The following is an 18,953-nucleotide window of genomic DNA, read 5'->3' as shown; positions in this document are numbered from 1 at the left end:
CGGACGGGTCGTCATGACACGCCAGCCCGCCCAGGCCGGTGACGTGGAGGCCGGGCTGCGCGAGGCCGGGTGGACGGTCCGGTTCCTGCCGCTGACCGACTTCGAGCTGCCGGCCGACCTCACGGACCTGCACGGCGCCGTGGACCGGTTGCGTGCCGGAGGCTACGCCTGGCTGGTCGCGACCAGTCCCAACACCGTGCGCTCGCTCGTCCGGGCCGGTTGGGACGGATCCCTGCCGACGGGCACGCGGGTGGCCGTGACCGGACCGGGGACGGCCCGCGTGCTGGCGGGGGCCGGATGCCCCGCGACCCCCTGGATGCCCGACGGCGACGCGTCCGCCGCCGGGATCATCGCCGGGTTCCCCGCCGCACCGGGGGAAGCCCCCGCCCGCGGGGCCGGGGGATCCCGGGAGACGGCGCGGGTGTTCCTGCCCCAGTCGGCCCTGGCCACGGACGAGGTGGCCACGGCGCTCCGGTCCCGCGGCTGGGACGTGCAGCGGGTGGAGGCCTACCGCACGGTGCCGTACCCGGCGGCGCCGGAGCGCCGCCTGCTGGCCGGGACGGGACGCGACCCCGCGGCGGACGGTCCGGGAGGAGCGGTGGTGGGCCTGCCGGACCTATCCGGCGCCGTCGTCGTGCTGACCAGCCCGAGTGCCGTCCGGGAACTGTCCCGCCACCCGGACGGACGAGGACCCGCCGGGGTCCGGTTCGTGGCCATCGGCCAGCCCACCCGGCGGGCCGCCGAGAAGGCCGGGATCGAGCTGATCGGCACCGCCGCCAGCCCGGACGCCGCCGGGCTGCTGGAGGTGCTCGGCCGTCAGTCGGCCCCGCGCTCACCCTGACCCAGGACAACCGTCCGCCGAACCCCCGCCCGGTCCGGGAACCGCGGACCGGTACCGTCAGCCGGTGACCCGCGGCGGCGGGCCGTCACCTGCGGCCGGCCCGGCGCTTCAGGGCGACCTGCATGTGGCCGCCCTCGGTGCGGTGCTCGAGGTAGGGCTGCTCGGCCACCAGGGTGCTGAGCTTCTGGTGGCCGAAGTCGCGCGGGTCGAAGTCCACGTGGGCGCGGCTCAGGTGCTGGCCGACCCGGCTCAGTCCGGCCCAGCCGTCGTCGTTGCTCGTGGCGTTGACCGCCTTGACCAGCGCGCTCTCCAGGTTGATCCGCGGCGCCTCGGCCTCGCCGGTGCCGTTCGTCTCCTCGGCACCACGGACCTCACCGGTGCCGGTCGTCTCTCCGGTCGCGCGGACCCCGCCGTCCGGTGCCGCCGCCTCGGGGACACCCGACACCGCAGGCGTACCGGCCACGGACCCCGGGCCGGCCGCCGCCTGGGCCCTGCGGCTCCGGCTCCGGCCGGTCGAACCGCCGGTCGAGGGTTCGGCGGCACCGGTGGACTCACCGTCACCGAGCAGCTCGAGGTAGATGAACTGGTCCACGGCATTGCGCAGCGACGCCGGGGTCTTGCGCTCACCCAGGCCGATCACGCGCTTGCCGGACTCGCGCAACCGCGTGGCCAGCCGAGTGAAGTCCGAGTCGGAGGACACCAGCGCGAACGCCTCCACGTTGCCCATCCACAGCAGGTCCATCGCGTCGATGATCAGCGCCGAGTCGGTGGAGTTCTTTCCCGTGGTGTAGGAGAACTGCTGGACCGGCTGGACGGCCAGCCGGTTCAGCTCGTTCTTCCAGCCGCCCAGCTGGTTGGTGGTCCAGTCACCGTAGGCGCGCTTGATGGTGGGCGTTCCGTAGGTGGCCAGTTCCTCCAGGACGGCGCCGGCGTGGGTGGCGGAGACGTTGTCGCAGTCGATGAGCACGGCGATGCGGGTGGTCGCACTGGAGGAGATGGTCATGCCCCTCACCCTACTGGCCGCGGGGCCGCCGGACCCGTCCGTGGCGAGGCCTCCGGACCGGGGGGCGGCACGGGAGAGGAAGACCCGGTGGCTCACTAGACTGGTCTGGCACCACCGTCGAGCCCAGAGGAATCCATGTCCTTCCCCACCCACCGTCCGCGCCGCCTGCGTCAGTCCGCCGCCATGCGCCGGCTGGTCGCCGAGGTCCGGATCCACCCGGCCGACCTCATCCTGCCGGTCTTCGTCCGGGAGGGTGCCGCCGAGCCGATCCCGCTGCAGTCCATGCCGGGGGTCGTCCAGCACACCCAGGACTCCCTGCGCTCCGCCGCCGCCGAGGCCGCGGAGCTGGGCCTGGGCGGCATCATGCTGTTCGGCGTCCCCGAGACCCGGGACGCCATCGGTTCCGCCTCCCTCGACCCGGCCGGCGTGCTCAACGCCGGCATCCGGGCGGTCAAGCAGGAGGTCGGGGACTCCCTCGTGGTGATGTCGGACCTGTGCCTGGACGAATTCACGGATCACGGCCACTGCGGCGTGCTCACCGCGGACGGCGTGGTGGACAATGACGCGACCCTGGAGATCTACGGCCGGATGGGCGTGGCCCAGGCCGAGGCCGGGGCCGACATGGTCGGCCCCTCCGGCATGATGGACGGCCAGGTGGCCGTCATCCGCCAGGCCCTGGACGACGCCGGACACCAGGACACCGCGATCCTCGCCTACGCCGCGAAGTACTCCTCGGCGTTCTACGGCCCCTTCCGTGAGGCGGTGGACTCCCAGCTGACCGGCGACCGCAAGACCTACCAGATGGATCCCGCCAACCGGCGCGAGGCCATGCTGGAGGTCTCCCTCGACCTGGACGAGGGTGCCGACCTCGTCATGGTCAAGCCGGCCATGAGCTACCTGGACATCCTGCGGGACGTGGCCGAGGTCTCCGACGTGCCGGTGTCCGCATACCAGATCTCGGGAGAGTACGCGATGATCGAGGCCGCCGCCGCCAACGGCTGGATCAACCGCGACCAGGCGATCATCGAGTCCGTGCTGTCCATCCGCCGTGCCGGGGCGGACAGCGTGCTGACGTACTGGGCCAGTGAACTGGCCCGCTGGATCAAGGAGGGAAGGCTCTGATGTCGGAGACCACGGAGACCACCGGGACCACCGGGCAGGAACGCGCCGGCGCGCCGTCGCCGTCCACCAACGCGGGGATCTACGAGGCGGCCCGCACCGTCATCCCCGGCGGGGTGAACTCGCCGGTCCGGGCGTTCGGCTCCGTGGGCGGCACCCCGCGGGCCATGGTGAGGGCCCAGGGCGCCTACCTGACGGACATCGAGGGCAACGAGTACGTGGACCTGGTGTGCTCCTGGGGGCCCATGCTGCTGGGACACAACCATCCCGCCGTGGTGGACGCCGTGCACCGTGCCGTGGACGCCGGGCTGTCCTTCGGCGCCTCCACGCCGGACGAGGCGCGGCTGGCGGCCCTGATCGCGTCCCGCGTCCCCGTGGACCGGGTCCGCATGGTCTCCACCGGCACCGAGGCGACCATGACCGCCGTGCGGCTGGCACGCGGGGCCACGAACCGGAACCTCATCGTGAAGTTCGCCGGCTGTTACCACGGGCACTCGGACGGCCTGCTGGCCGCCGCCGGTTCCGGCGTCGCCACCCAGGCCCTGCCCGGATCCGCCGGCGTCACCGAGGCCCAGGCCGCCGAGACCCTGGTCCTGCCCTACAACGACCGTGCCGCCCTGGAGGAGGCCTTCGCCGCGCGCGGTGACCAGATCGCCGGGATCATCACGGAGGCCGCCCCGTGCAACATGGGCGTGGTCACCCCCGCCGAGGGATTCAACCGGTTCCTGCGCGAGATCACCGAACGCCACGGTGCGCTGCTGGTCTGGGACGAGGTCCTCACCGGGTTCCGCGCCTCGGACACCGGCTATTGGGGACTGTCCGGCAAGCCGGAGGGATGGACCCCGGACCTGTGGACCTTCGGGAAGGTGATCGGGGGCGGGATGCCCACGGCCGCCGTCGCCGGCCGCGCCGAGGTCATGGACCTGCTGGCACCGCTCGGACCCGTCTACCAGGCCGGGACGCTCTCGGGGAACCCGGTGGCCATGGCCGCCGGCCTGGCCACCCTGCAGAACGCGACGGAGGACGTCTACGCGACGATCGCCCGGCGCTCGCGGCAGCTCGAGGACCTGCTCGTGGGCGCGCTCGACGAGGCGGGGGTGGACCACTCGATCCAGCGGGCGGGGACGCTGTTCTCGGTCGCCTTCGGCACGTCGGAGCGCGGTGTGCACGACTACGCCGACGCCCAGGCCCAGGACGTCCACCGGTACGCCCCGTTCTTCCACGCGATGCTCGACCACGGGGTCTACCTGCCGCCGAGCGTCTTCGAGGCCTGGTTCGTCTCGGCCGCGCATGACGACGCCGCCATGGAGCGGATCGCCGCGGCCCTGCCGCACGCGGCCCGGGCCGCGGCGCAGGCCCAGCCCGCCACGGGATCCTGACGCCGCCCCCGCGGGTGGGGTCGGCGTCGGGATCCCCGACGCCGGCCCGGTCCCGGGGATGACGAAGGGCCGGTACCCCGAGGGGTACCGGCCCTTCGTGCCTGCGGTCAGAAGGCCGGGGTGACGTCCCCGCCGGGCCAGGTCTGCTCGATGTAGGACTTGACCTCCTGGGAGTGCAGGAGCTCCTCCAGCTTCTCGACGGCGGCGGTCTTCTCACCGGCGCGCCAGGCCAGGAAGTTCGCGTACGGGTTCTCCCCGGAGATGTCCTCCACCACCAGGGCGTCGTCCAGGGTCATGCCGGCCTGGATGAAGTAGTTGCCGTTGATGATGGCCAGGTCGATCGCCGGGTCCTTCACGATCTGGACCAGGATCTCCGGCTGGTTCTCCTCGAACGTCAGCCCCTTCGGGTTCTGCTCCTCGGACAGGGTGAGGGCGGCGGAGTCGTCCTCGATGCCCGAGAGCAGCCCGGCGGACTCGAGCATCTTCAGGGCCCGCGGCTGATTGCCCGGGTCGTTGGTGATCGCGACGGTGGCGCCGTCCGGGATGGACTCGACCGAGTCGTGCTTCTCGGAGAACGCCGCGTAGGGCTCGATGTGGATGCCCTCGCCGTGCTCGAATTCGTACCCCTTCTCCTCGACCTGGGAGTCGAAGAACGGCTCGTGCATGTAGTAGTTGGCATCCGAGGAGCCCTCGTCCAGGGAGACGTTGGGCAGCTGGTAGTCGTCGAACTCCTGGATCTCCAGGTCGATTCCGGTGCCCTCGGTGAGGTTCTCGTCCACGTACTCCAGGATCTGGGCGTGCGGGACGGGGTTGGCGCCGACCTTCAGGACCACCGGGTTGGCCGGGTCCAGGGTGGCGTCCGCGGACGGGGAGGCGTCGCCGCCACCGGCACCGCAGCCGGCCAGCGCGCCGACCAGCAGCAGGCCACCGGCACCGAGCAGCGAACGACGGCGCAGCGGGGAGGTGTTCTTGGTCATCGGGTTTCCTTCGGATTGATGCGGGGATAGGGGAGGGGGTCAGCGATGGTCCACGGCGCGGACGATCCGGTCGCCGATCCACTGGATGAGCTGGACGAGGATCACCATGATGACGATCGTCGCGATCATCACCGCGGTGTCGAAGCGCTGGTAGCCGTAGTTGTAGGCCAGGCGGCCCAGGCCGCCACCGCCGATCAGGCCGGCCATGGCGGAGTAGCCCACGAGCATGACGAGCGTGGTGGTGATGGAGGCGACCAGCCCGGGCATCGCCTCGGGCAACAGCACCTTGCGCACGATCTGGCCGCGGGTGGAACCCATCACCCGGGCCGCGTCCACCGTCCCGGAGGGCACCTCGCGCAACGAGGTCTCCACCAGCCGCGCGAAGAACGGGGCCGTGCCGATCGTCAGCGAGACGCACGCGGCGATCGGCCCGATCGAGGTCCCCACGAGCCAGGCCGTGAACGGGATGAGCGCCACCATCAGGATCGCGTACGGGATCGAGCGCGTGACGTTGATGACCGCGGACAGCAGCACGTGCAGCCAGGACACCGGCCGCAGGCCACCGGGCGCCGTGACGTGCAGGATGACGCCGAGGGCCAGGCCGATCACCAACGTGAAGACACCGGCGATGCCGACCATCACGAGGGTCTCGACGAGCGCCTCGGGCAGGGCCTCGGTCAGGGCGGGGTTGGCCAGGAGTTCCTGGAACCGGTTCACTGTGCACCTCCGAGGTCCTGGGCGGTGCCCTGGGCGGTCTCCACCTGGGTCCGGGTCCGCTGGGCGGCCCGGTATCCGTTCTGCTCGAGGAAGGCCACGACGGCATCCGCTCCGTCCGTCCGGTCGTCCGCACCGTCCGGCAGGGCCAGCAGGTGGTGGGCGAAGCGCACGCCGGCGAGGTCCTCGACCGAACCGGCGAGGACGCGCACGCCGTGGCCGAAGCGGTCCTTGATGACCGCGCTGACCGGGACGTCGGCGGCCGGTCCGTGACCGAGGACCTCCACGAGGGGCCCGGCGGTGTCGAGGGCGGCCTCGGGGAGCGGGAGCAGGGCGGCGGACAGCCGTGAACCCAGGTCGGACGCCACCTCCGTCAGCGCACCGCCCTCCACGATCCGGCCCCGGTCCAGCAGGGAGACCGAGGTGCAGATCTTCTTGACCACGTGCATCTCGTGGGTGATGACCACCACGGTCAGCCCGAGCCGGTCGGACAGGTCGCGGATCAGCTCCAGGATGCCGTCCGTGGTCGCGGGGTCCAGTGCCGAGGTCGGCTCGTCGCAGAGCAGCACGCGGGGGTCGGAGGCCAGGGCGCGGGCGATGCCCACCCGCTGGCGCTGGCCGCCGGAGAGCTGGGAGGGATAGGAGGACTCGTAGTCCTCGAGTCCGACGAGGCCCAACAGCTCGCGGGCGCGCGCGGTGCGGCCGGCCTTGTCCTGACCGGTGACCTCCAGGGGGTAGGCCACGTTGCCCAGGACCGTGCGCGAGTCCAGCAGGTTCGCGTGCTGGAACACCATGCCGATCCGGCGCCGGGCTTGCAGCAGGTCGCGGTCGGCGGCGGTGGACAGGTCGGACCCGTCGATCGACACGGAACCGGAGGTGGGGCGGTCCAGCAGGGTCAGGCAGCGCACGAGCGTGGACTTGCCGGCACCGGAATGGCCGATGATGCCGTGCACGGCACCGGTGGGCACGGTGAGGTCGATCCCGTCCAGGGCCACCACCTCACGCTCACCCTGCCGGTAGACCTTGCGCAGGTCACGGATCGAGATCATGCAGTTCCTTCGGGTTGGCATCGTTGCTGTCGGCACGGTCGGCGCCCGCAACGCGGGGTCGCCGTCGGTGGACGGCGACTCACCATTCAATCAAGCATGCACGCCGGGCGCAGGCGTGATGGGCCGGTTGCCCGTCTCACGGTGACATACCCGGTTCCCGGGGCGCCCAGACCACGACGACCGGGCCCAGAATGACGTTTCGTGACGACGCGGGACCGTGAAGAGGATTCTACCCGGGTGCCTCAGCGGGCGATGACCGGCCAGTCGCCGTTCACCACGGCGGCCGGGTCCTTGCGGCGCAGGTAGTCCTGGAAGCTCGCGGACTGCTCGGCCTTCCACGCCGCCTGCTGGGCGTGCAGGGTCTCCAGCGGCACCTGCAGCTGCGGGTACTTCCGGGCCAGGCAGTCCGCCACCCCGACGGCGGCCAGGGAGTCCGCCGCGGAGGTGTGCGCGTCCAGCAACTGCACCTCGTAGAGGGAGCAGACGTCCGTGAGGGTGCGCTTGCCGCGGCGGTACCGGTCCACCTGCTTGTCGATCACGTAGGGGTCGATGATCCAGCGGTTCGGCAGCGGTTCCAGCCCCCGGCGCGCCAGCTCCCGGTCCATGACGGTGAAGTCATAGCAGGCGTTGAAGGCGATGACCGGGATCCCGGCGTCGAAGAAGTCCCGCAGGGTGTCGGCGATCTCCACGATGCCGACGTCGGCCGGCAGGCCCTCGGCCCGCGCGCGCTCGGTGGTGACACCGTGCACCGCCGCGGCCTCCGCGGGGATCGGCACCCCCGGGTCCACGAGCCATTCGTAGTTCGCGGCCAGGTTGCCGTGCGGGTCCACCACCACCAACGAGGCGGTGACCACCAGGGCGGTCTCCGGGTCCCGTCCCGTGGTCTCCAGGTCGAAGCCGACCCGGATCTGCTCGTGCCACGGCGTGGGCTGGGCTGCGGGGGCGTTGGCTGGGACGTCGCTCACCCCCTCACCGTACCGCCCGGGGCGGACACGCAGGACCGGGGGGCCGGGCGCCGTGCGGTGCGGATGGCACCATGTCACCTGTGGAGCACACCGCCGGTCCCGGCTGGCCCGAGGGGCCCTACGAACTGTCCGAGGCGCTCGTTCTGGCCGCCGGGCTGGTCCCGCCCGGCCGGGCGATCAGCTACGGGGGACTGGCGGGGCTGCTGGGCGCCGGTGGGCCGCGGCAGGCCGGCCGGGCGATGTCCATGGCCCCTCACGGCACCCCTTGGTGGCGGATCGTGCGCGCGGACGGGACGCTGCCGGCGTCGCTGTCCGCCCGGGCCGCCCCGCGGTACCTCGCCGAGGGAACCCCGCTGAAGGGCACCGGCGGGCCCGACGACGGCGCCGGCCCGCGCGTGGACCTCGCGGCCGCGCGGTGGGTCCCGGACACGGCGGCGCTCGCCCTGCTGGCCCGGTTGCGGGCCGGGCTGGGTCCCTAACCCGTCCGGAACGGCTGGTTGAATACACCCATGCCTGCCGAAACCCCTCCCGCCGCGTCCTCCGGAGCACCGACGTCGTCCGGAGCACCGACCCAGGGCCTGCGCCTGACCGGTCCGGCGCCGGTCCGCGCCGAGGCGTTCGTACCGGACCGGGACCAGCAGCGGGTGCTGGACCTCGCGCCCGGGCACGGTCCCGTCCTGGTCCTCGGCGGGCCGGGCACCGGACGCAGCTCCGTGGCCGTGGAGTATGCCGCGCGCCGGATCGAGGGTGGCCTGGACCCCGCGGCGTTGCTGGTGCTCGCCCCCACCCGCCAGTCCGCGGCGAGGCTGCGGGACGCCCTGTCCGTCCGGCTGGACCGGGGCGGGCGGGGGACCCGCTCCGCCACGCCGGTACGGACCTGGGCGGCCTATGCCTTCGACCTGATCCGGCGGGCCAGGGTCGGCGGATACCTGCCGACCGTCCAGCGCACCCCGCGGCTGCTGTCGGGCGCGGAGCAGGACACCGTCATCGCCGAGCTCCTGGAGAGCTACGCCTCCGAGGCCCGCTCCGGCCCGGACTGGCCCGGGGACCTGTCCGAGGCGGTCACCACCCGGGGTTTCCGGCGTGAGGTCCGTGAGCTGATCGACCGCACCAGCGAGTACGGCGTGGAGCCGGGGCGCCTGGAGGAGCTGGGGGAGCAGTACCGGCGACCGGAGTGGAGCGCGGCGGCCGTGCTCCTGCAGGACTACCGGGACCGCCTCGACCTGGGCATGGCCGAGGCCTTCGACCCGGCCGGCCTCCTGACCACGGCCAGCAGGCTGCTCGAGGAGAACCCGGACCTGCTGGACGCCGAGCGGGCCGGACTGCCGGTGCTGGTCATCGACGACCTGCAGGAGGCCACCCCCTCGGTGCACCGGCTCATCCGCCTGCTGGGACGGGGACAGGACGTGGTGGCGACCGCCAGCCCGGACACGGTGGTCCAGGGCTTCCGCGGCGCCCGGCCCGACCTGGTCCACGACTACCCGGACTGCCTGGTGAGCCGCCGGCCGCCCGTGGACCCGACCGGTGCACCCGAGGGCCTGACCCTGGCGCTGACCGTGGGCCACCGGATGGGTCCGGAGGCGCTCACCGCCTGGCAGCGGGTGGCCCGGCGCATCCCCGCCCAGCCCGGGATGCTGGAGGTCCGCCAGGACCTGACGCCCCGGGAGGACGCCGCGGCGGGAGACGTCGCCGTGCACCTGGTGGCCTCCCCGGCCCATGAGCAGCACCTCGTGCTGCAACAGCTGCTGCACCTGCACCACCGGGAGGGCATCGCCCTGGACCGGTTGGCGGTCATGGCCCGCTCGGGCCCCCTGGTGGCCGAGATGGGTCGGTTCCTGGAGTCCGAGGGCATCCCCGTGAACCATTCCCTGTCGGACACGGTGCTCAAGACCGAGCCGGCCGTGACGCCGTTGCTGTACCTGCTCCGGACGGTGTCCGCAGCGCCGGGCAGCCCCGAGTCCGCCCCGGACATCGACCGCGCGCTGTGGCTGGCCGGAGGCCGCTACGGCGGGGCCACCGCCCTGCACCTGCGCCAGCTGCGCCAGCGACTGCTCCGGGACGAGCGCGCCCGGGGAGGCACCCGCGCCAGCACCGAGCTGATGCTGGACGCCCTCGAGGACCCCGGCTCCCTCGACCACTACCGGCTCGCCGGAGCGGGACTGCAGCGCATCGCCCGCATGGTGGCCGCCGGACGCACGGCGGCACAGGATCCCGCCGCCACCGCGGAGACCGTCCTGTGGGCCCTGTGGGAGGCCTCCGACCGCCCGGGCCGCTGGGAACGGGAGGCGGTGGCCGGGACCGGAGCGGACGCCCGGCGTGCCGACCGGGACCTGGACGCCGTCGTCGGGCTCTTCCAGGCCGCCGAGCGCTACGTGGACCAGTTCCCCGGGGCCTCGGCGCTGTCCTTCGCCGACTACATGGAGGCCCAGGACCTGCCGATGGACTTCCTGGCCTCCACCGCCCGGCACGAGGGGTCCGTCTCCGTGCTGACCCCGGCCACGGCCGCGGGGCAGGAATGGGACGCCGTCATCATCGCGGGGCTGCAGGACGGCATCTGGCCGAACACCCGGTTGCGCGGGCAACTGCTCGGGGCCGGCGACCTCGCGGACATCGCCTCCGGGCGCGGCACGATCGCCGACCGGCGGTCCCGCACCGCCGAGGTCCGCCAGGACGAGTTGCGCAGTTTCTCCACCGCGGTGTCGCGGGCCCGCCGGACCGTGATCGGCGTGGCGGTCGCCTCCGAGGACGCCCAGCCCAGTGACTTCCTGGACGTCCTGTCACCGTGGCGTGAGGTGGAGACCACCCGTCCGCTGACCGATGTCCCGCCACCCATCACCGCCACCGCCCTGGTGGCCGGGTTGCGGCGACGGCTGGAGGAGGCCGCCGCCCAGCCGGTCGACGACGGTGCGACGGCACCGGAGCCACTCGAGGCCGGGCTCGCCGAGGCGGCCTCTGCCCTGGCCCTGCTCGCCGCGCAGGGCATCCGGGGCGCGGATCCGGCCGACTGGTGGGGGCTGCTGCCGCTGTCCACGCAGGAACCCCTCGTGGACGTCACCACCACCGAGATCCCCGTCTCGCCCTCGAGGGTGGAGACCGCCCTGAAGTCCCCGCTGAACTGGTTCCTGTACCAGGCCGGTGCCCAGCCGGGCAGCACGCAGGCGCAGTCGATCGGCACGCTCATCCACGCCATCGCCGAGGCACACCCGGACGGCCCGGCCGAGGCGCTGGCCGCGGAGCTGGAGCGGCGCCTGCCGGACCTCGGCCTGGAACCGGGCTGGGAGTCCGAGCGCATCGCGGCCGAGGCCCGCCGGATGCTCGAGTACTTCGTGTCCTACCTGCGCCAGATGGCCAAGGACGGCCGGTCGCTGGTCGACGTGGAGCACCGGTTCCACCAGGAACTCGAGCGCGGGGGGCTGAGGGTACGCATCAACGGCAGCATCGACCGGCTGGAGCGGGACGCCCAGGGCCGTCCCGTCGTCATCGACCTCAAGACCGGTCGGCACGAACCCTCCAAGGCCGACCTGCTCCAGCTGCCCCAGCTCGGGGTCTACCAGGCGGCGATCGCCGCCGGGGCGGTGGACGGGCAGGACTTCGACCGGCCCCAGGAACCGGGCGGGGCGGCGCTCGTGCAACTGCGCACCAAGAACAAGTCGGTCAAGGTCCAGGACCAGCCGGCGCTGGCCCCGGACGACCCGTGGGCGCTCGACGAGGTCTTCACGGCAGCGGCCAGCATGGTCGGCCCGGAGTTCCTCGCGGTCCACGGCGGGCCGGACGACCCCGGGTGTGCGCTGCCCGCCGTGTGCCCCATCCACAGCGACGGAAGGCAGGCCACCGAATGGCACCGATGACCCAGGAGGCCATCGTGGTGCAGTACACGCCCGAGGACCTCGCCGAGCGGCTGGGCCAGTACGCCCCGACCCCGGAGCAGTCCGTGGTGATCAGCTCTCCGCTCGAACCGCGGCTCGTGGTGGCCGGTGCTGGCTCGGGCAAGACGGCCACCATGTCGGACCGCGTGGTGTGGCTGGTCGCCAACGGCCTCGTGGCCCCGGACCAGGTGCTCGGGGTGACGTTCACGCGCAAGGCCGCCGGCGAGCTGGCCCATCGGATCAACCGCAAGCTCGACCTGCTGTCCGAGACCGGCATCGAGATCGAGGGGGCCGAGGAGGCGCCCGCCCGGGCCAGCGTCTCCACCTACCACTCCTACGCCCACACGCTGGTGCGCGACCACGGCATGCGGATCGGGCTGGAACCGGACACCGGGATGATCGGCGAGGCCCAGTCCTACCAGATGGTCGCCCGGCTGGTCCGTGCCTACGAGGGAGACCTGGGCTTCGCCGACGTGGCGTCCTCCACCATCGTGCGGGGCGTCATCAAGCTGGCGGCGGACTGCGCCGAGCACCTGGTGGAGCCGGAGGCCGTGGAGGAGTTCCTCACCCGGATCCACGACGCCGGGGCGGCCCTGCCCTACAGCGAGAAGCAGGTCGAGGGCAGCCACGCCAAGGTCGCCTCCCTCCTCGGCATGCTGCGCCTGCGCCGGGTGATGTCCCACCTGGTGGCGGACTACCGGGCCGCGAAGGACGAGGCCGGGGTCATGGACTACGGGGACCTGGTGCGGTACGCGGCACGCATCGCGAGCGAGGTCGAGGCCGTGGGGGAGATCGAGCGCTCGCGCTACCGGGTGGTGCTGCTGGACGAGTTCCAGGACACCTCCCACGCCCAGCTGGAACTGTTCCGTGGACTGTACGGCCGCACCGGCCACCCGGTCACGGCCGTGGGCGATCCCAACCAGTCCATCTACGGCTTCCGGGGGGCCTCCGCGGGGCAGCTGTTCGCCTTCCCCGGCCAGTTCCCCGTGCCGGATCCCCGGGGTGGCGCCCGGCCCGCTCCGGTCAGCTACCTGACCACGGCGTGGCGCAATTCGCTCAACGTCCTGGCCGCTGCCAACACGGTGGCCGGCCCGCTGCGCAGCGAACCGGTGAACGGGATCGAGGTGAGGCCGCTCGCCCCGTCACCGGTCGCCGGGGACGGTGAGGTCCGAGTGTCCTGGCTGCCGGACTCCGAGCAGGAGGCGGCGGCCGTCGTGGAGGCCCTCAAGGACGCCGCGGACGAGGACCTGCCGGTGGCCGACCGGCGGACGCGCGCCGTGCTGTGCCGCACCCGCCGGCAGTTCGAACCGCTCATGGAGGCCCTGGACACCGCGGGGGTGCCCTACGAGGTGCTGGGCCTGTCCGGGCTGCTGTCGATCCCCGAGGTCGCGGACGTCATCGCCGTGCTGCAGGTGATCTCGGATCCGCGCCGTTCCGACCACCTGATGCGGATCCTGGCCGGGCCCCGCTGGCGCATCGGCACCGCCGACCTCATGGTGCTGCAGGAACGGGCCTCGGCCCTGGCCCGGAACCGGCGGCGCACCGAGCCGGACCCCGGGGCCGAGTCCGCCGGGGACGAGGACGCGGCGAACCAGGACACCTCGCCGGAGGAGGAGTCCGAGGCCGCCTCCCTCGTGGAGGCGCTGGACTGGCTGCCCGAACCGGGCTGGACCTCCGGGTCCGGCCGGGCGTTCAGTGCCGAGGGCCGACGCCGGCTGGAACGGCTGGCGGCCGAGCTGAGGGCGCTGTCGGGACAGACCGGCCTCGAGCTGCCGGCCCTGATCCGGCTGGTGGAGAAGACCCTGGGCCTGGACATCGAGGTGCTCGCCCGCCCGGGCGTCACGGGTGTGGCCGCACGCCGGCACCTGGATGCCTTCCTGGACGCGGCACGGGACTTCTCCCACGGCGCGGAGGAGGGGTCCAGCACGGACCTCACCGCCTTCCTGGCCTGGCTGGAGGCGGCCGAGGAACGGGAGAACGGGCTGGGGATCATCGGGGTCGAACCCCGCCACGATGCCGTCCAGCTGCTGACCGCACACGCGTCCAAGGGACTGGAGTGGGACGTCGTGGCCGTGCCGGGCATGGTGGACGGCCAGTTCCCCGGCACGACCTTCGACACGTGGACCGCGCACGGCAGCGGGCACCTGCCGTGGGACCTGCGCGGTGACCGGGAGAGCCTGCCGCACTGGTCCAGGGACTGGGCCACGCAACAGGACTGGGCCGGCCACGCGGCCGGCTGGTGGCTCAAGCACCAGGAGGCCTACCCGGATTCCTACCGGGACCTGGCCGCCGCCCACCACCTGCAGGAGGAACGCCGGCTGGCCTACGTGGCCTTCACCCGCGCCCGGACCCTGCTGCTGGTGAGCGGCAGTCACTGGCGCGGGTCGAACAAGACCCCGGCGGAACCGTCGGTGTTCCTGGCCGAACTGGCCGAGCGGGCCGGCACGCCGGAGGTCGCGCGCGGGACGTGGGCGGCACCGGAGGAGGCGGGGGAGACCAACCCGTTCGCCGGGCGGAAGCTCACGGCGTGGTGGCCGTTCGACCCGCTGGACGGGCCGGTGGTGCGGGTCATGGACCCGGAGGCGCCCGATGACGAGGACCGGGCCAGCCTCCTGCCGCCCCGGGCCCGGCCCCGCCGGGCCGCCCTGGAGGCGGCGGCGGACTGGGTGCGGCGGGCGGACCCGCTGGTGGTGGTGGACGGGGGAGCGACCGACCTGGCGCGCCAGGCGCAGTGGGTTCTGGACCGGGCCGCGCCGGTGAACCACCGCGGGGCCGCCGTGGAGCTGCCCAGCCACATCAGTGCCTCGACCTTCGTGGAGATGGCCGGCGATCCCGAGGCCCTGGCCCGTCAGCTGCGGCGGCCCATGCCCCGGCCGCCGGCGCACGCCGCACGCCGCGGGACGGCGTTCCACAGCTGGGTGGAGGACCACTTCGGCAGCACCGGGATGCTCGACTTCGAGGATGCGGAGGACTCGGCGGATCATTGGGTGGAGGATGCCCTGGACCTGGAGCCGATGAAGCAGAGCTTCCTGGCCAGCCGCTGGGCGGACCGGGTGCCCGTCGTCGTGGAGCCCCCCGTGGAGACCACGGTCGGGGGCGTGACCCTGCGTGGACGGATCGATGCCGTCTTCCGGGAGGGTGGTACCAGCGATGCCTTCGACGACCCCCAGGCCCGCTGGGAACTCGTGGACTGGAAGACCGGTGCGGTGCCGCGCGGCCGGGACCTCGAGGTCAAGTCCCTGCAGCTGGCCGTCTACCGGCTCGCCTGGTCACGCCTGCACGGCATCCCCCTGCAGAACATCAGCGCGAGCTTCGTCTACGTGGCCCACGGCGTCGAGAAGTCGATGCACGACCTCGCCGGCGAGGAGGACCTCGAGCGGATCCTGGCAGACGCCATCCGGCCGGCCGGAGGCTGACCGGCCGGGAGCTGACCGGCCCCGGCCGCGCCGGGCCGGTCCAGGAGGACGGGCCGGTTCAGGAGGGCGGGCCGGTTCAGGAGGGCGAGCCGGTTCAGGAGGGCGAGCCGGTGTCCCGCTCGATCCGCAGCTGCCGGACCTCGTCGAGGTCCAGGGCGGTCGTGGGCGGTTCCTCGGCGCGGTGCGATCCCGAGGACCGGGTGCCACCTCCGGGCTGGTCCACGGCCTCGTCGGGCGCCTGCTCGGTGGTGCCGTCCTCGTCCTCGGACCCCGCCTCGGGCGCGTGCTCGGCTGCGCCGTCCTCGTCCCCGGATCCTGTCTCGGGGGTGTCCACCGGGTCGTGGTCGGTGATGACGGCGTCGTCCTCATCGTCCTCGCCGTCCATGTGGTCCTCGTCGTCCACGTCCCGCGCCTCCGGCGCAGGAGATCCGGCTGCGTGCGAGCCCGTCCCCTCTGCGACCGGGGACGCCGGCGCGCTCGCGCCCACGTCGGATGCCGTGTCCGCGGCCGCCGCTGCGGCGGCCGCGGCCGGCGTCGTCACCGGGCGCGGGCCGGGCCGGGCCAGGCTGATCTCCTGGCCACCGTGGTCCTCCACGTCGTCCCGCAGCTCCAGGAGCATGGCCTCGGCCTCGGCCGCCATGTCCTCGTCGTCGTTGGCGACGCCCCGGACGAGCCACTGGGCGAGCGCGAACTCGGCGGCCAGCGCGGCGCGGCGCATCAGGTGCTCGTCCGCCACGGACCCGCCCGTGCGGTGCTGCCAGTAGGAGCTCACGACGGCGTCGGTGAACTGCTGGTCACCGGAGGAGGCCAGCCAGGAGAAGTCGTCGGCCGGGTCCCCGATGTGCAGGTCGGTCCAACCGGTCACGGACACCACGCGTCCGTGGTCCACCAGCAGGTTGTCCTCGTGCAGGTCCCCGTGGGCCACGACCGGGGTGAAGTCCCAGAGTTCCATCTCCTCGAGCGCGTTCTCCCAGCGGCGCAGCAGCACGGCGGGGATCCGTCCGGTCGTGGCGGCCTGGTCCAGCTCGTTGAGCCGGCGCTGGCGGAACTGGTCGGCGGTGTACACCGGCAGGTCGGCGTTCTCCACCACCTCGGCTGGCAGGGCGTGCACGGCGGCGATGACCCGGCCGATGTCGTCGATGCCGCGGGGTCCCAGCCCCGCCAGCTCCTCGATCTCCAGCTCGCGGCCGGGCATGTCGTGGTAGACGAAGGTGCGCAGCCCGTCGATCCGGACGGCACCGGCCACGGAGGGGGCGCGGAAGGGCAGTGCGGCGCGGACGGCGGGAGTGAACCCGGAGAGGACCTGGAGCTCGGTCTCCAGCCGCATGGCGGCCTCCTCATGGCGGGGGGAACGCACCCGCCACCGGTTCCCCTGCCGGTCGAGCACGACGGCGGCGGAGAAGTCGCGGGGATCGTCCGGCGAGCCGACCACGCCGGTCGGAGCCAGGTCCGGTATCGCGGCGCTGGCCAAGGCAGCAAGTTCCATGGGCGTACGGTTCACGTACCCAACCGTACTTTCCCGCCGCCCGTGCGCGGCTCGTGCGGGCGGCGAGTCGCCCGAATGACGCCTCGAGGTGCGGCGTGCACCGGGCGGGTCCCGTCCGCCGCCACCGTGTGGGATCGTCCACAGCCGGCCGGGCGGCCCCTGGACCGTCCCCGCCGGACGGTACCGTGGAGGCATGCGAATTCCGGATGAGACCCTGCCTGCCCTGGGCCGGCTGCCCCTGGCCCGGGAGGACGTGGACCGCGGTTGCGAGGTGCGCGCCCACGAGGGGTGGCTGCAGGAGGCCTGGACCCGTCCGGAGGCCAGGGTGCTGTGGCTCAGTGGCAGGCGCGCTCCCGTCCTGGGCGGCCAGCTCGTGCTGGCCCGTCCGGAGGGGGACCTGCCGGAGAGTGCCGTCTACCTCGGCCGGTCCGCGGCCGCCCTCGTGAGCCCGGACCCGGCCACGGGAGGGACCGGTGCCGTGCGCGCCGAACTGATCCTGCTGACCGCGGACGAGCACCCGCGGCTGGCGGGTCCCGAGGCCGGCGGCGTGCCGGTGGACCGTCCGGAGGACGTGAACTGGGTCGGGCTGCGGGACGTGGCCGCCGCCCTGACCGACCGGGACGCCGGGGTGTTCGTCGAGGCCCAGGCCATCGCCAACTGGCACGCCACCCACACGCACTGCCCCCGCTGCGGGACGCCGACCACCCTGGCCCAGTCCGGCTGGGTCCGGGTCTGTCCCGCCGACGGCTCCGAGCACTTCCCGCGCACCGACCCGGCGATCATCGTGGCCATCACGGACCGGGACGACCGGATCCTGCTCGGCAACAACACCGCGTGGGGGCCGGGCAGGTTCTCCACCCTGGCCGGCTTCGTGGAACCGGGGGAGGCCCTCGAGGCCGCCGTGGTGCGGGAGATCCACGAGGAGTCCCAGCTCGTCGTGCACTCACCGCAATACCTGGGCTCCCAGCCCTGGCCCTTCCCGCAGTCGCTCATGCTCGGCTTCTCGGCCGTCACGGACGAGCCCGATGCCGCCGCGGCCGACGGCGAGGAGCTCGCCGAGGTGCGATGGTTCACGCGGGAGCAGCTCCGGGACCAGGTGGCCGCCGGGGACATCACCATCCCGGGGGCCACGTCCATCTCCCGGGCACTGATCGAGCACTGGTTCGGCGGGGACCTGCCCGAACCCCGCACCTTGCAGAATTGACCGAGAGCACCTACCGGAGAACCGTGACCGAACACCCCGAGGAACCCCGCGACATCCTGGCGGGCCTGGATGCCGAGCAGCGCCAGGCCGTCACCACCCTGAACGGGCCCCTGTGCATCCTGGCCGGGGCCGGCACCGGCAAGACCCGCGCCGTCACCCACCGGATCGCCTACGGGGTCCAGACCGGCGTCTTCGATCCGCACCGCACCCTGGCGGTCACCTTCACCGCCCGGGCCGCCGCCGAGATGCGCACCCGGCTGAGGGACCTCGGCACGCACGGGGTGCAGGCCCGTACCTTCCACTCCGCGGCGTTGCGCCAACTGCAGTACTTCTGGCCCCAGGTCGTGGGCGGGACGGTGCCGGAACTGGTCGAGTACAAGGTCAACCTGCTCGCCGAGGCGGCCCGGCGCCTGCGGACCACCACGGACCGTGCCGCCCTGCGGGACCTGGCCGGGGAGATCGAGTGGGCGAAGGTGTCCATGCACACCCCGGACGGCTACGCCGCCGCCGCGGCGGGACGGGAGATGCCCGCCGGGTGGGACGTGAACGGGGTGGCCCGTCTCTACCAGGGCTACGAGGACGTGAAGTCCGACCGCAACCTCATCGACTTCGAGGACGTGCTGCTGCTGATGGTCGGCATCCTGGAGACCGAGCCGAAGATCGCGGCCCAGGTCCGGGACCAGTACCGGGTGTTCATCGTGGACGAGTACCAGGACGTCTCCCCGCTGCAGCACCGGCTGCTGGACCTCTGGCTGGGCGGCAGGCAGGAGCTGTGCGTCGTCGGGGACGCCTCGCAGACCATCTACTCCTTCACCGGGGCGACCTCCCGGTTCCTGCTGGACTTCCGGGCCCAGTACCCGGAGGCGACCGTCGTGAAGCTGGTCCGGGACTACCGCTCCACCCCCCAGATCGTGGACCTGGCCAACCGGTTGCT

At 73.1% G+C, this 18,953-nt stretch carries 14 protein-coding genes; 8 read left to right on the top strand and 6 right to left on the bottom strand.

Going from position 1 to position 18,953, the window contains the following annotated elements:
• The first annotated feature begins 13 nt into the window (after positions 1-13).
• Positions 14-841 (top strand): uroporphyrinogen-III synthase, encoded by an 828-nt coding sequence (locus tag CITRI_RS0113705; protein WP_040386514.1) that lies wholly within the window; start codon positions 14-16, stop codon positions 839-841.
• A gap of 85 nt (positions 842-926) precedes the next feature.
• Here the strand turns inward: CITRI_RS0113705 and CITRI_RS0113700 are convergent, their stop codons facing one another.
• Positions 927-1,844, bottom strand: a complete 918-nt coding sequence (locus CITRI_RS0113700) for an NYN domain-containing protein (RefSeq protein WP_010145465.1) — start codon at positions 1,842-1,844, stop codon at positions 927-929.
• Between the two features lie 135 nt (positions 1,845-1,979).
• Between CITRI_RS0113700 and hemB the strand changes: the two genes are divergently transcribed.
• Positions 1,980-2,966, top strand: coding sequence for a porphobilinogen synthase (hemB, locus tag CITRI_RS0113695; RefSeq protein ID WP_010145464.1), 987 nt, complete (start codon positions 1,980-1,982; stop codon positions 2,964-2,966).
• Positions 2,966-4,342: a glutamate-1-semialdehyde 2,1-aminomutase gene (gene hemL, locus CITRI_RS0113690; RefSeq protein WP_010145462.1), complete on the top strand. Its 1,377-nt coding sequence runs from the start codon at positions 2,966-2,968 to the stop codon at positions 4,340-4,342. The genes hemB and hemL overlap by 1 nt, the downstream gene beginning before the upstream one ends.
• A 107-nt stretch (positions 4,343-4,449) precedes the next feature.
• Here hemL and CITRI_RS0113685 read toward each other — a convergent pair whose 3' ends face one another.
• The 4 genes from CITRI_RS0113685 to CITRI_RS0113670 all read right to left on the bottom strand — a co-directional run bounded on the left by CITRI_RS0113685 (position 4,450) and on the right by CITRI_RS0113670 (position 8,047).
• On the bottom strand, positions 4,450-5,319 hold the full coding sequence (locus CITRI_RS0113685) for a MetQ/NlpA family ABC transporter substrate-binding protein (RefSeq protein ID WP_010145461.1): 870 nt from the start codon (positions 5,317-5,319) through the stop codon (positions 4,450-4,452).
• Positions 5,320-5,358: 39 nt separating this feature from the next.
• Positions 5,359-6,036 carry a methionine ABC transporter permease gene (locus CITRI_RS0113680; protein WP_010145460.1) on the bottom strand — a complete coding sequence of 226 codons (678 nt, stop codon included), beginning with the start codon at positions 6,034-6,036 and terminating at the stop codon, positions 5,359-5,361.
• Complete coding sequence (locus CITRI_RS0113675; RefSeq protein WP_010145459.1) at positions 6,033-7,082, bottom strand: methionine ABC transporter ATP-binding protein; 1,050 nt, start codon at positions 7,080-7,082, stop codon at positions 6,033-6,035. Before CITRI_RS0113675 ends, CITRI_RS0113680 begins: the two co-directional genes overlap by 4 nt.
• Positions 7,083-7,324: 242 nt before the next feature.
• Positions 7,325-8,047 carry a 3'-5' exonuclease gene (locus CITRI_RS0113670; protein WP_010145458.1) on the bottom strand — a complete coding sequence of 241 codons (723 nt, stop codon included), beginning with the start codon at positions 8,045-8,047 and terminating at the stop codon, positions 7,325-7,327.
• 80 nt (positions 8,048-8,127) lie between these two features.
• Here CITRI_RS0113670 and CITRI_RS17855 point away from each other — a divergent pair, with 80 nt between their 5' ends.
• The 3 genes from CITRI_RS17855 to CITRI_RS0113655 are packed head-to-tail and all read left to right on the top strand — an operon-like array spanning position 8,128 to position 15,329.
• On the top strand, positions 8,128-8,526 hold the full coding sequence (locus CITRI_RS17855) for an MGMT family protein (RefSeq protein ID WP_010145456.1): 399 nt from the start codon (positions 8,128-8,130) through the stop codon (positions 8,524-8,526).
• A gap of 30 nt (positions 8,527-8,556) precedes the next feature.
• Positions 8,557-11,895: an ATP-dependent DNA helicase gene (locus CITRI_RS17850; protein ID WP_010145455.1), complete on the top strand. Its 3,339-nt coding sequence runs from the start codon at positions 8,557-8,559 to the stop codon at positions 11,893-11,895.
• A complete protein-coding gene (locus tag CITRI_RS0113655; protein ID WP_304412052.1) occupies positions 11,892-15,329 on the top strand; it encodes an ATP-dependent DNA helicase in 3,438 nt (1,145 codons plus the stop codon). Before CITRI_RS17850 ends, CITRI_RS0113655 begins: the two co-directional genes overlap by 4 nt.
• Positions 15,330-15,423: 94 nt before the next feature.
• Here CITRI_RS0113655 and CITRI_RS17845 read toward each other — a convergent pair whose 3' ends face one another.
• Positions 15,424-16,815 carry a phosphotransferase gene (locus CITRI_RS17845; protein WP_237709073.1) on the bottom strand — a complete coding sequence of 464 codons (1,392 nt, stop codon included), beginning with the start codon at positions 16,813-16,815 and terminating at the stop codon, positions 15,424-15,426.
• Between the two features lie 193 nt (positions 16,816-17,008).
• Between CITRI_RS17845 and nudC the strand changes: the two genes are divergently transcribed.
• Positions 17,009-18,019 (top strand): NAD(+) diphosphatase, encoded by a 1,011-nt coding sequence (nudC, locus tag CITRI_RS0113645; RefSeq protein ID WP_010145452.1) that lies wholly within the window; start codon positions 17,009-17,011, stop codon positions 18,017-18,019.
• The coding region (locus tag CITRI_RS17840; RefSeq protein WP_237709072.1) for an ATP-dependent helicase at positions 18,016-18,953 on the top strand (938 nt) is incomplete at its 3' end. The genes nudC and CITRI_RS17840, both read left to right, overlap by 4 nt.

Origin of the sequence: Citricoccus sp. CH26A (assembly GCF_000224415.1) — a bacterium.
Taxonomy (GTDB): Bacteria; Actinomycetota; Actinomycetes; order Actinomycetales; family Micrococcaceae; genus Citricoccus.
The sequence above is the reverse complement of the archived record's forward strand: the minus strand, read 5'-3'. Positions and strand labels throughout refer to the sequence as shown.